The organism is Methylobacter sp. Wu1 (genome assembly GCF_036553575.1).
In the GTDB taxonomy this organism is placed as follows: Bacteria; Pseudomonadota; Gammaproteobacteria; order Methylococcales; family Methylomonadaceae; genus Methylobacter.
This window is the reverse complement of sequence record NZ_JAZHOC010000030.1, coordinates 1-12,436: the sequence shown is the minus strand read 5'-3', so window position 1 is coordinate 12,436 and position 12,436 is coordinate 1. Positions and strand designations below refer to the sequence as shown.

The 12,436-nt window shown below is 48.0% G+C and carries 11 protein-coding genes; 5 read left to right on the top strand and 6 right to left on the bottom strand.

All coding sequences use genetic code 11. The annotated features are described in order from the left end of the window. Positions 1–273 precede the first annotated feature (273 nt). The gene (gene lnt / locus V2P20_RS02955; protein WP_331815972.1) at positions 274–1,791 is read left to right on the top strand and encodes an apolipoprotein N-acyltransferase; all 1,518 of its coding nucleotides are present in this window, start codon (positions 274–276) and stop codon (positions 1,789–1,791) included. Between the two features lie 74 nt (positions 1,792–1,865). Here the strand turns inward: lnt and V2P20_RS02950 are convergent, their stop codons facing one another. Both V2P20_RS02950 and V2P20_RS02945 read right to left on the bottom strand, forming a co-directional pair. Beyond that, the gene (locus V2P20_RS02950) at positions 1,866–2,642 is read right to left on the bottom strand and encodes a ParA family protein (protein ID WP_331815970.1); all 777 of its coding nucleotides are present in this window, start codon (positions 2,640–2,642) and stop codon (positions 1,866–1,868) included. A gap of 62 nt (positions 2,643–2,704) precedes the next feature. Further along, the gene (locus V2P20_RS02945; protein ID WP_331815968.1) at positions 2,705–3,190 is read right to left on the bottom strand and encodes a zinc ribbon-containing protein; all 486 of its coding nucleotides are present in this window, start codon (positions 3,188–3,190) and stop codon (positions 2,705–2,707) included. An 82-nt stretch (positions 3,191–3,272) separates the two neighbouring features. On the opposite strand from V2P20_RS02945, the gene leuS reads away from it, so the two are divergent. From leuS to htpG, 4 genes are all read left to right on the top strand, one after another. Further along, positions 3,273–5,726, top strand: coding sequence for a leucine--tRNA ligase (gene leuS, locus V2P20_RS02940; RefSeq protein ID WP_331815966.1), 2,454 nt, complete (start codon positions 3,273–3,275; stop codon positions 5,724–5,726). A gap of 15 nt (positions 5,727–5,741) precedes the next feature. After that, positions 5,742–6,233, top strand: coding sequence for an LPS assembly lipoprotein LptE (lptE, locus tag V2P20_RS02935; protein ID WP_331815974.1), 492 nt, complete (start codon positions 5,742–5,744; stop codon positions 6,231–6,233). Position 6,234: 1 nt separating this feature from the next. After that, a complete protein-coding gene (holA, locus tag V2P20_RS02930; RefSeq protein ID WP_331815964.1) occupies positions 6,235–7,260 on the top strand; it encodes a DNA polymerase III subunit delta in 1,026 nt (341 codons plus the stop codon). A 146-nt stretch (positions 7,261–7,406) separates the two neighbouring features. After that, the gene (gene htpG, locus V2P20_RS02925) at positions 7,407–9,329 is read left to right on the top strand and encodes a molecular chaperone HtpG (protein WP_331815962.1); all 1,923 of its coding nucleotides are present in this window, start codon (positions 7,407–7,409) and stop codon (positions 9,327–9,329) included. Positions 9,330–9,390: 61 nt separating this feature from the next. Here the strand turns inward: htpG and V2P20_RS02920 are convergent, their stop codons facing one another. From V2P20_RS02920 to V2P20_RS02905, 4 genes are all read right to left on the bottom strand, one after another. Next, positions 9,391–10,038: a DedA family protein gene (locus V2P20_RS02920; RefSeq protein WP_331815960.1), complete on the bottom strand. Its 648-nt coding sequence runs from the start codon at positions 10,036–10,038 to the stop codon at positions 9,391–9,393. A 122-nt stretch (positions 10,039–10,160) separates the two neighbouring features. Beyond that, positions 10,161–10,571, bottom strand: coding sequence for a biopolymer transporter ExbD (locus tag V2P20_RS02915; RefSeq protein ID WP_331815958.1), 411 nt, complete (start codon positions 10,569–10,571; stop codon positions 10,161–10,163). 2 nt (positions 10,572–10,573) lie between these two features. Beyond that, positions 10,574–11,239, bottom strand: a complete 666-nt coding sequence (locus V2P20_RS02910) for a MotA/TolQ/ExbB proton channel family protein (RefSeq protein WP_331815956.1) — start codon at positions 11,237–11,239, stop codon at positions 10,574–10,576. 73 nt (positions 11,240–11,312) lie between these two features. Continuing rightward, entirely contained in the window at positions 11,313–12,095 is a 783-nt protein-coding gene (locus V2P20_RS02905; protein WP_331815954.1) for a TonB family protein, read from the bottom strand. Positions 12,096–12,436: the final 341 nt, after the last annotated feature.

The window sequence follows — 12,436 nt, the reverse complement described above, 5'->3', positions numbered from 1 at the left end:
GAAGTGAAACCGCTTAGCGCCGATGATAGTGTGGCCGTTTGCCATGCGAAAGTAGGGCATCGCCAAGCGCCTATCCGAAAACCCGGACCTCCCAGAGGCCCGGGTTTTTTTTTGCCCGCTGCCCGTTCAGGGCTGGACCCGGCTGAGAGCCGCTGCACGGCTCGCCGGGCCCTTTACCCTGGATTAATTTGATAGCTTGCTCTAATCGGTTATTTTAAAAAAAGTCAGATTGGCTTATTCTGATTAATTGATTATTCGGATCAGTATTTATTTATGTACTTTTCAAACAGTAAATATTGGGATTTAGGTGCGCCGATTGCCGGTATTTTACTGGCTTTATCATTTGCTCCGTTTAACTATGCTTATTTAGCTCTTCTGTCACTGATTTTTCTGTTTGCTTCCTGGCAACATGTATCACCCGGACGGGCGCTGCTAAGAGGCTATTTATTTGGTTTAGGCTTATTTGGTATAGGCGTATCATGGGTCTATATTAGTATTCATGACTTTGGGGGAGCTGATCTGCTGAGCTCGATTATACTTACGAGCTTATTTATTATTATTTGGGCATTATTCCCGGCATTATGTGGTTATTTCTCAGTAAAGTTAGTGCCGTCAAATGCTGATATTTTCCGACTTTGGGCAATTCCATTTATTTGGGTGCTTGTAGAATATGTGCGTGGATATCTGGTGCTTAACGGATTTCCATGGCTGCAAGTTGCGTATTCTCAATTGGAAGCTCCTTTAGCGGGTTATATACCTATTATAGGCGGATATGGCACCAGTTTCTTATTGGCATTTACTGCATCCACTTTTGTAATTCTGATGTTTTATAAAAAACATCTTGTGATATTAATCGCTATTATTGCTGTGTTATGGGGCATGGGCAGTTGGCTGCAGGCTGTAAAATGGACCCAAGATGTAGGAAATCCTATCAAGGCTTCTCTAATTCAAGGCAATATTTCTCAGGATCAAAAATGGAAATTAGAGAATAGAAATCGCATTCTGCAAAAATATAAAGCACTGACAGAAGAACACTGGGATTCGGATGTCATTGTTTGGCCAGAAACCGCAGTACCTGCTTTTCTATCCGAAGTTAATGAGTCTTTTTTATTGCCACTAAGAACGGAGGCGGCAAAGAGCGATACTGACTTGATTATCAGTATCCCCATAAAAGAAAATTTACGACATGAAAAGTATAATGCGGCTATAACTTTGGGCAAAAACGAGGGTATTTATAGAAAAAGTCATTTATTGCCGTTTGGAGAATATTTGCCATTACAGCCCTTGTCAGGGTTTATGTTAAGCATATTGGATATTCCATTAGCTCATTTTTTACCTGGAAGAACAGATCAGCCATTATTAAAAGCAGGAGGCTATACGTTTATAACTTCAATTTGTTATGAGGATGCCTTTAGTGATGTGAATATTCGAGGCTTGCCGGAAGCAGCTTATCTGGTTAATGTGACTAACGATGCCTGGTTTGGGGACTCATTGGAGCCTCATCAGCATATGCAGATTGCAAGAATGCGGGCAATGGAAACGGGACGTTTTTTGTTGCGGGCAACAAACACGGGAATAACTGCAATTGTGTCGCCTCAAGGAAAGATTATCAATCAAGCGCCTTTGTTTGAAACAACGGCGATCAGTGGAACTATAATTCCTATGGGGGGAATGACGCCCTATGCTAGACTCGGAGATAGGGTGATTATAGGTGTAATAGGGCTTTTGCTTTTGACCTTGGTTGTATACAGCAATATCTGCCAGAAGGTTGCTAGGGAATACCTGTTATGACACGTAAACACAGTCCTCGTTTTATTGAAAATACTCAGGAGTAACAAACGGGGGCAACTCCTGAGCAAAGAGATTTAGTTGTTGTGAATTTCTGCGTGTAATGCTTTGAATTCTTCGGTCAATTTATGATTAGGCGCATAATGAATCAATGGTCGGGCTTCTGTATGCGATTCTCTGACTTTGATCGAAGGCGAAATCATTGCTGCCAGTACAGGTAATCCTTCTTCGACAAGCTGATCAACTAATTGACGCGGCAAATTCGCCTGTTTTTGGAATTGGTTGACGACAATACCTTCAATTTCAAGATTTTGGTTATGGTCGGCTTTAACTTCTCTCAAAGCCTGCATTAGTAAATAGAGAGCTTCTCGAGCAAATGTGTCACAATCAAAAGGAATCAGGCACTTATCCGCAGCGATTAAAGCTGATTGACTGTAAAAGTTAAGGATGGGGGGCGTATCCATATAGATAGCGTCAAAACCCTGCAATTTTTCTAGTGCTTCTTTCAATTTGAAAATTTTATAGCGCGATTCCAGGCGAGCTTGCAAGGGCTCAAGATCAGGATGGGAAGGAATAACGAACAGATCAGGAAAAGGCGTTTCGTGAATAACATTTTCAAGTCCGGAATTGTTGCCTCCGAACAGGCCAAGACTTAAGCTGTCTTTAAAAAAGTGAGCAATAGTTTTTTCGCTGTCACTGACTTTCTTGCCGAGCAAGTATTGGGTGGAATTGCCTTGAACGTCCAGATCGATCACTAAAGTACGTTTGCCTTCCACGGCACTGATGGCGGCTAAATTGCAGGTAATCGTAGATTTGCCGACACCGCCCTTCTGGTTGAAAATGACCCTGCGCATGTTGTTATTCCTCATGGAATCAAATAGATAAAACTCGCATTATAAAGCCTAGACTGGCAATATCAAAGGCGGACAAAGGTTTTACCGTGACAGGCTGGGCATTCGGGAATTTCGCTGGTCGATTTAAAGGCAATTTGCTTGTCGCATTGATCGCAAACAAACGTTCCTGGCCCAGTGATATCGCCGGTGTGATAAGTGTTTAGCTCCGCCAATTGTCCTAATTTTGCAAGTTCAAGACGGGTTTTATCGGCAAGGCCTAAAAAAGCATCCAACGCGAAGTTTTCAATCAGCTCAATATCAAATTTAAACCACTCCGAGAGTGATTCGGTGTCTTTTGTTTCGGATAGGCCATGCGCGGCATGTTCAATATCGCGTTTCACATATCCCGATACTTGATCGATTTCATCTTCGGTCAAATCGGTGGATTTTCTGGTTTTTTCTTTTGAAATTTCCAATGCGTCTGCTAACGAATGGATGGTCTCATCCATGGTTTCATGCAAATGTTTCATGAACTCGTTATAGGCGGCGATAAATTTATTTTTATTCATGGTTCAACTCCTGAAAAAGGCGCTTTAGATTTAAGCAACTGTGCGGTATTCTAACGCTTTTGACTGGTAAAAGACGAGAAGGATGCAAGAAAATTATAAGCCGTTAGTTATTGAGCAAGAGGTACAAAAAGCCTGGGAAGAGTCGGGCGTGTTCAACGTGTCTGAGTCTTCGAGTCAGGAAAAGTATTATTGCTTATCCATGTTCCCCTATCCCAGCGGCAAGCTCCACATGGGGCATGTTCGTAACTATACGATTGGCGATGTGATCAGCCGGTATCAACGCATGCTGGGCAAGAATGTCATGCAGCCTATGGGCTGGGACGCATTCGGTCTACCAGCGGAAAATGCGGCCATGAAGCATGGCGTTCATCCCGCCGACTGGACGTATGACAATATCGATTACATGCGCGATCAGCTTAAGCGATTGGGCTTCGGCTATGATTGGAACCGAGAGATAGCGACCTGTGATCCGTCTTATTATCGTTGGGAACAATGGTTCTTCATTAAGTTGCTGGAAAAAGGCCTGGTCTATAAAAAGACCGCACCGGTCAACTGGTGTCCGCATGACATGACCGTGCTGGCCAATGAACAAGTCATCGACGGTTGTTGCTGGCGTTGCGATACTCCGGTAGAAAGAAAAGAAATCGCACAGTGGTTCTTGAAGATCACGGACTATGCCGATGAATTACTGCAATCTTTGGAAACATTGGATGGCTGGCCGGAACAGGTCAAAACCATGCAGGCTAATTGGATTGGCCGTTCCGAAGGTGTGGAAATGGATTTTCAGGTGGCAAGTATGGAGCAGCCTTTAAGGATTTATACGACCCGGCCTGATACCCTGATGGGCGTTACCTATCTGGCTGTCGCGGCCGAGCATCCGTTGGCGCAGAAAGCCGCCGAAAACAAGTCTGAGCTCATGGCATTCATTAACGAGTGCAAAGTGATGGAAACGTCCGAAGCCGCCATGGAGACCATGGAGAAGCGCGGTGTGGATTCAGGTATCAAAGCCATCCATCCGATAACCGGCGAGCAGGTTCCGGTCTGGATTGCCAATTTCGTGCTGATGGGGTACGGCACCGGAGCGGTCATGTCTGTGCCTGCGCATGATCAGCGCGATTTTGAGTTTGCCAAAAAATACGGCATTGCAATTAAACAGGTAATTTTTGCCAAAGACGGTGAAAATGATGATTGCTCAGAGCAGGCTTATACCTCTAAAGGCGTATTGTGTAACTCGGGCGAGTTCGACGGCTTAACATCGGAGCAAGCCTTTGTTGCGATTGCAGAAACACTGGAAAAAGCTGGCAAAGGACAGCGTAAAACCAATTTCCGCCTGCGCGATTGGGGCGTTTCTCGCCAGCGTTACTGGGGCGCGCCGATTCCGGTTATCTATTGCGATGATTGCGGTACGGTGCCAGTGCCTGAGCAGGATCTGCCAGTGGAATTGCCGCGTGATGTAGTGCTTGATGGTTCACAATCCCCCTTGGTGACGCATCCGACATTTTCCCATGTGAATTGCCCGGCTTGCGGAAAAGAAGCGCGCCGCGAAACTGATACTTTCGATACGTTCATGGAATCCTCATGGTATTTTGCCCGCTTCGCCAGCAGCGGCAGTACCAACAGCATGCTCGATGAAAACGCCAAATACTGGCTGCCGGTCGACCAATATATCGGCGGTATCGAACATGCGATTTTGCATCTGTTATACGCGCGTTTTTATACCAAGCTGCTCCGCGATGAAGGTCTGCTGGTTTGTGATGAACCGTTCAAAAAATTGTTGACGCAAGGCATGGTGCTGAAGGATGGCAGTAAAATGTCCAAATCCAAAGGCAACACAGTCGATCCGCAAGCCTTGATTGATCAATACGGCGCCGATACGGTGCGTTTGTTCATTATGTTCGCAGCGCCTCCCGAGCAATCCTTGGAATGGTCCGACAGCGGTGTCGAAGGAGCATTCCGTTTTCTTAAGCGGCTCTGGAAGCAGGCTTATTTACATATCAATGCCGGCGGCTCGACCCAAAAAGTGGACAAACAGGCATTGACCGAAGATCAGCAGGCTATCCGTCGCCAGTTGCATCAGACCATTCAAAAAGTATCGGATGATCTTGGCAGGCGCTATACCTTTAATACAGCCATTGCCGCCAATATGGAGCTGGTTAACGCACTGTCCAGATTCAATGATGACTCCGAAAATGGCAAAGCGGTCCGTCAGGAAGCATTGGATGCGGTTGTATTGATGTTATCGCCGATCGTGCCGCATATCTGTCATCAGTTGTGGCTGGATTTGGGGCATCAGCAAGCGGTTGTCAGCGAATCATGGCCTGAAGTTGATGTAACGGCTTTGGAACTGGATTCGTTAGAGTTGGTGATCCAGGTGAACGGTAAATTGCGCAGTAAAATTTCCGTTTCAACCAGCGCTTCTAAAGAGGAAATGGAAGCCATGGCGCTGGCTGATGAAAGTGTTAAGCGTTTTATAGAAGACAAACCGGTCAAAAAGGTCATTGTCGTGCCTAAAAAGCTGGTTAATATTGTAGTTTAAGAGATGTATTTATTGATGAAAAAATCGGCCATCTTCATTATGGCCTTGTTATTGAGCGCGTGCGGTTACCATTTGCGCGGCGCGCTTGATTTGCCATCGGGCATGAGAAATGTTTATCTGGATGGCGGTTCAGCGCAGTTACGGGAACAATTCAAGCGCACATTGAAATCCTCTGCTGGCAAGCTTGCCAACTCACCGGAAGGAGCCGGCATGACCATCAGGATATTCGGCGAGGATCTTAATCGGAGGGCATTGTCGTTGGATGCCAAAGGTAAGGCTGAAGAATTTGAATTGCTTTACCGGTTGGAATATGAAGTGCTAGGTTCAGGCAAGTCCGTGCTGATGAAGAGGCAGCTAGTCGAAATAAGGCGTGACTACTTCAATGATCAGCAGGATATTATGGCTAAGGATAATGAAGAAGCCGTGATCCGTAATGAAATGTATCAACAGGCCGTGCGTACGATAGTCGATCGTGCGCGGATTGTACTGGAGGCGAACGCCAAATAACATGCGTTTAAAACCCGAGCAGTTAGGCGCCGAGCTTCAAAAGGGCTTGGCGCCTGTTTACTTTATTAGCGGCGACGAGCCGTTACAACTTGGTGAACTGGCCGATGCCGTCAGAGAAGCCGCAAGACAGGCTGGTTTTTTGACGCGCGAGGTCTTTTCGGTCGAAACGGGGTTTGAATGGAATGATTTGACGGCGGCTGCCGATTCATACTCCATTTTTTCAGACAAGAAAATCATCGATTTAAGGCTGCCTTCCGGCGCTCCGGGAACTGAAGGCTCGAAAGCGCTGACCGCTTATTGTGAACGCTTGCCGGCCGATACGGTTTTGCTCATTACGGCCGGCAAGCTGGCCAGTGCCGCATTAAAGACGCGCTGGTTACAGGCTCTGGAGAAGGCCGGGGCAGTCATTCAGGTCTGGCCCCTGGATGGACAGGATTTAATCCGGTGGTTGCAGCAAAGAATGCAGCGGCGCGGACTCAGTACTGATCCGGAAGGGCTGAAAATACTCGCGTCCAGGATTGAAGGCAACCTGCTTGCCGCCGCTCAGGAAATAGAAAAACTCTATGTACTGTATGGTCCTGGGCATTTGAGCGATCAGCAGATTCTCGATGTCGTAGCCGATAGTTCCCGATACGATGTGTTCAAGTTGATCGATTGCGTGCTGGGAGCCAGCATGAAGCGCATTTTCAAAGTGCTATCAGGCTTGCAGGCAGAAGGCATTGCAGCGCCGGTAATCTTATGGGCTCTCACGCGCGAAGTCAGAACATTGATCAAGATGAAAAGAGCGATAGCCCAGGGACAAAACAGAGAGCTGGTATTTAAAAACAATCAGATCTGGGATAAGCGTAAACAGCTGGTCAGCCATGCGTTGAACAGGCTTAGCGAGCAGGATTTGAATAGCGTATTGCTGTTAAGCGCCAAGGCCGACCGGCAAATTAAAGGTCAGCAGAAAGGCGACGAGTGGGAAACGCTGCGGACTATCTGCCTGGTATTTGCATCAACCCCGGTTATGGCTGATACAGTCTGAACCTGGCATCGTCCAGACGGCTGTCATTGGCTATCTACAATACAAAAATCACATAGCCATCAATATCATGCGGCAGGGGCTTGAAAAAAATAAATGCGCCCCAATATTCGCAGTCATCCCATTTTTCATTATCAGGAATAATAAAGATGACTGTTGAAGCAAAGAAAGAAACCCTAGGGTTTGAAACCGAAGTTAAGCATCTCTTGCATTTGATGATCCATTCCTTGTACAGCAACAAGGAGATCTTCCTGCGCGAGCTGATTTCAAACGCGTCCGATGCGGCAGATAAATTGCGTTTTCTGGCGTTGTCCAATGACAGCCTGTATGAAGGCGACAGCGATCTGAAGATCCGCCTCGAATATGACAAGGACAAACGCACCATTACGATTATCGATAACGGCATCGGCATGACCCGTGCGGAAGTGCAGGAGCATATCGGCACAATCGCAAAATCCGGCACCAAGCAGTTTTTTGAAGCTTTAACAGGCGATCAAGCCAAAGACAGCGAGCTGATAGGCCAGTTCGGCGTTGGTTTCTATTCCGCTTTTATTGTCGCCGACAAAGTGACGCTGACGACGCGTAAAGCCGGTGCGCCGGTTAATGAAGGCGTTCGTTGGGAATCGGTCGGCGAAGGCGATTACACCATCGAGTCGGTAGAGAAACCCAAACGCGGCACTGAAATCGTCTTGCATCTGAAAGAATCGGAAAGCGAATTCCTGGACGGCTATCGCATCCGATCCATCGTCAGAAAGTTTTCCGATCACATTTCCTTGCCTATTGTCATGGACAAAGAGTCTATGCCTTCTATGGGTGAGGAAGGCGAGGAAGAAAAGCCTGCTGCGCCTGAAGAAGAGACTATCAACAGCGCCTCGGCTTTATGGACCAAAGCCCGCCAGGAGATTTCCGAAAACGATTATAATGAGTTTTATAAGCATGTCGCCCACGATTATCAGGATCCGATGGCTTATGTTCACAGCAAGGTGGAAGGCTCCAACGAATACACGCTGTTGCTCTATGTGCCATCGCATGCGCCATTCGATATGTGGGATAGAGAAGCCAAGCACGGCGTAAAACTGTACATTCGCAAAGTCTTCATCACTGATGACGCTGAACAGTTGATGCCGCGTTATCTGCGTTTTATCCGCGGTATCATTGACGCCAACTCGTTGCCGCTGAACGTGTCACGCGAAATCCTGCAGCAAAGCAAGAATATCAGCAACATCAAATCGGGCTCCGTCAAAAAAGTGCTGGGCATGCTGGAAGGCATGGCTAAAAACGAGCCGGAAAAATACGAGAAGTTCTGGTCCGAGTTCGGCGCTGTCATGAAAGAAGGTCCAATAGAAGATCATGCCAATAAAGACCGCATTGCCAAACTGCTGCGTTTCGCTTCGACGCATACCGACAACAGTAAACAGACGGTCACATTGGAAGATTATGTGAGCCGCATGAAGGAAGGCCAGGAAAAAATCTACTATGTCACGGCGGACAGCTACTCCGCGGCTAAAAACAGCCCGCATCTGGAAATTTTCCGCAAGAAGGGCATTGAGGTGCTGCTGTTATCCGACCGTATCGATGAATGGCTCGTCTCGCACCTGGGCGAATTCGACGGCAAGCATTTGCAATCCGTTGCCAAAGGCGAGCTGGATTTAGGCAAGCTTGAAGACGAAGCCGATAAACAAGAGCAGGAAGAAGTCAATAAGGACTTTGAATCGGTACTGAACCAAATCAAGGACGTACTGGCCGATAAAGTCAGCGAAGTGCGCTTAAGCCATCGTCTGACCGAATCGCCCGCTTGTCTGGTTTCCGATATTTACGGCATGAGTCTGAATATGGAGCGCATCATGAAGGAAGCCGGCCAATCCATGGGCTTTGGCAAAAAGCCCATCTTCGAGATCAATCCGACACACCCGCTGGTAGCGCGCCTAAAAGAAGAACAGGATGATGCGAGGTTTGCGGATCTGGCCCATATCCTCTTTGACCAGGCCATCTTGAGCGAAGGCGGGCAGCTGGACGATCCGGCCGCTTTTGTCCATAAGCTGAACGGATTATTGCAGGGATTGCTGCACTAAAAACAAAAAAGGCTGGATACTCTCCAGCCTTTTTTATATTTGCTGAACCTGTTGCTGCGCTTTATTGATTTTTTGCCCGCATGCCCTGCCAGGCGTGATGCGCCACAGGCAGAAATGAGACGGCGATAATGCCTAAAACGACCAGCTCGAAATTCTTCTTGACCAGTTCAAGATTGCCGAACTGATAGCCCAGCGTAATGAGTCCGCCCACCCATAAACAGGCGCCAGTGATGCAAAAAATGATGTAGCGCGGATAACGCATATTGCCTGCGCCCGCCACGAAAGGCGCGACGGTTCGAATAATCGGTATGAACCGGGCAATGATCACGGTTCTGCCGCCGTGTTTTTCATAATAGGTTTCGGTCTGTTCGATATATTCCCGTTTGAAAAAGCCAATTTTTTCGCGCGCTTTGACTTTCGTGCCGAAAAACTTGCCGATGACATAGTTAAGGTTATCGCCAGCCAGCGCTGCAACGATTAAAAGCGCGATCAAAAGATAGACATCGAGTTGTCCGGTGCTGGCTCCCAGAGCGCCAACGGCAAACAGCAGCGAATCGCCCGGCAGCAGGGGCATGACGACCAAGCCTGTTTCACAAAAAATAATCAGGAATAATATGGCATAGGTCAGGGTGCCGTACTGCGCCAGAATATCGGCGAGATGCGCATTGAGATGGATGAAAAAATCTAATAGCTGTGCAAGGAATTCCATAAGTGCCGAGTTTTAACCTATAAAAATTGGTTATTGTATAAAAAATGACTTAAGACCCGCTTCAGAAGTTTCATTTATCAGACCGATATCGCATTAATCCTAACTTGGGCCGGCGGCAGCTATTATTTTTCTACCGTCACAAACGCTATTTTGGTTAGCCCTGCATGCTGTACGGTGGCCATGACTTCGGCGACTTTTCCGTAAATGACGCCTTGGTCGGCATACAGATGCAGTGCCACTTCGGGATTTTTCTCCAGCTCTTGCTTCAAAATGGTTTCCAGGGCGGCCAGGTCCGCAACAGGCTGTTTGTTGAGCGTTATGCCGCCTTGCGTATCAATGCCGAGCTGCAAGGGCTGCTCCTCCACATTCGCTGTGGTTTCGGCCGTTTTCGGCAGCGCCACATGCACCGATTGGGTCAGTAAGGGCGCTGTCACCAGAAGGATTATCACCAAAACCAGCATGACGTCAACGAGCGGCGTGACGTTGATTTCGCTCATGGCATCTTCGTTTTCGGATTGCGTTTTAAAGGCCATTGCTATTCCTTGTTTTGAGCATCTGCGCTTAATGCGGCGTGCATGAAGCTGGTCACGAAATTTTCCAAGCCGGCGCGCTGCAATTTGACGCGGCGCAGGAAAAAGTTGTAAGCCAGCACGGCCGGTACGGCGACGGCAATACCGATAGCCGTGGCGACAAGGGCATCGCCAATAGGGCCGGCTACGACATCGAGACTTGTCGAACCGCTTTCGGTGATCTGATGCATGGCGTGCATAATGCCCAAAACCGTTCCGAACAGGCCGACGAACGGCGCCGTGCTGCCGATACTGGCCAGCAAGGTCAAACCGCTTTCCATCAAATGTTGCTCTTCCTGCATTTGAACGAAAAGAGATTGTTCCAGTAGTTCGCTGGGCGTGCCGCGAAACTTAAGGCTCTTGGCGGAAACTTGCCGGCTCTCGGCCAGCCATGCCAAGCCTTGGCGTGCAATTCGCGCTTGCGGTCCTCTGAATGCGCTTGCAGGCAAAGCCTCTGCCTCAGCCAGTGTGGCAGAGGCCCAAAACGCGCTGTTGAAAAGCCGATTCCAGGCGCTGTTTTTCCAGAATTGCCAGGATTTAAAGATAATAAGCGTCCAGGTTGCTACCGAAAACGCCAATAGAACATAGAAAGTCCCATCGACAATAACGGTAGGGGATATGTGATGAAGCATTAAGATCTTCTCCTTCTTGAGTCATTCAAAGTAAAAATAACGGGATTGCATGAATACAAGGCGTTCAAGCCCATCACTTCGATAATTTAAATTTAAGTATTTGCACCGCGCGTTGCGCAACCGCTACGCCATTGACCAGTTTTTCTTTAAATTGCCATTTTTTGATGGCATCCATCGCCGCATCGTCGAAAATATCGGTGGGCTCGGCCCCGACAACGACGGCATCCGATACAGTCCCTTCCGTCGTGATGGTGAATTCGATTTTAACCCAGCCTTCAATATGCCGATTCGCCGCGCGCGTAGGGTACTTAGGCGGAACGCGCACGAGCGGCATGATGCCCGAAACGACTGTTTTGGTATCGGCTTTTGCCGCTCCGGTTTTCTCAGCAGGCTTGCTCGACTGATTAATGGTCGGCTGGGGAGTCGCCGGTGCAGGCGTTTCCGCTTTTTGTGCCGAATCAGAAAACGATGGCGGCGCCGGGAGCGGTTGCTCGACAATAGGCTGTGGTTTTGGAAGCGCCACAGGCTTGCTGACTTCCGGCGTCTTCTTTTTGACTGATTGTTTGACAGGCGGCTTTTTCGGCTGAATTTTTTTGGGTTCGACCGGCTTTGGCTTGGGCGGCGCCGGTTTTGGCGGAGAAAGGGGCGCGACTGCGGGTTTGGGGCTTGGCGCGGAAAGCAAAGCCACTTCCATTATCTTAGGCGGTTTTTTCGGGCTGTCGGGTTCATCCGGCTGTAATAGCCAGACAATGACCAATAAATGCAGCAGTAGCACTAGAATCGCTACTAATCCAACCATCGGGCGGAGGCTTGCCTCGGCAGTCAATCTGTCAAACAGGGTTGGTTTTTCTTGCACTATCGGTATCATAACGTCGCTGAAATTCATTAAATCCTGATCAGTTGAGCGTCGCTCTGTTGTGAATAGTCTTGCAAATATCTAAAACTTGAGGTTGCTTACGGTCGGATTGGCGCCGGGGCGGATAGGGTTTGAAAAAAGCTTTGGGCCGGCGTATTCATCATATTGATGTGTTGTAAGGCGCGCTATTTTAGCCCAGCCGCTTAGTAAAAGGTAAATTTTTTTGGCTCATAATGGATTCCGGGGAGTTAGCTGATAATCAGTTCCAACAGTGAACTTAATAACGCTTTACCGCGTTTTCTGGCGTTATGCACAAATTCAAAAAAGCCTAAATAAATGGG

What these genes read in the sequence shown, in the direction of transcription:
- V2P20_RS02920 (WP_331815960.1), bottom strand. Translation starts at nt 10,038, where the DNA reads ATGGAATTCCTTGCACAGCTATTAGATTTTTTCATCCATCTCAATGCG.
- holA (WP_331815964.1), top strand. Translation starts at nt 6,235, where the DNA reads ATGCGTTTAAAACCCGAGCAGTTAGGCGCCGAGCTTCAAAAGGGCTTG.
- lnt (WP_331815972.1), top strand. Translation starts at nt 274, where the DNA reads ATGTACTTTTCAAACAGTAAATATTGGGATTTAGGTGCGCCGATTGCC.
- V2P20_RS02945 (WP_331815968.1), bottom strand. Translation starts at nt 3,190, where the DNA reads ATGAATAAAAATAAATTTATCGCCGCCTATAACGAGTTCATGAAACAT.
- lptE (WP_331815974.1), top strand. Translation starts at nt 5,742, where the DNA reads ATGAAAAAATCGGCCATCTTCATTATGGCCTTGTTATTGAGCGCGTGC.
- leuS (WP_331815966.1), top strand. Translation starts at nt 3,273, where the DNA reads ATGCAAGAAAATTATAAGCCGTTAGTTATTGAGCAAGAGGTACAAAAA.
- V2P20_RS02910 (WP_331815956.1), bottom strand. Translation starts at nt 11,239, where the DNA reads ATGCTTCATCACATATCCCCTACCGTTATTGTCGATGGGACTTTCTAT.
- V2P20_RS02915 (WP_331815958.1), bottom strand. Translation starts at nt 10,571, where the DNA reads ATGGCCTTTAAAACGCAATCCGAAAACGAAGATGCCATGAGCGAAATC.
- V2P20_RS02950 (WP_331815970.1), bottom strand. Translation starts at nt 2,642, where the DNA reads ATGCGCAGGGTCATTTTCAACCAGAAGGGCGGTGTCGGCAAATCTACG.
- htpG (WP_331815962.1), top strand. Translation starts at nt 7,407, where the DNA reads ATGACTGTTGAAGCAAAGAAAGAAACCCTAGGGTTTGAAACCGAAGTT.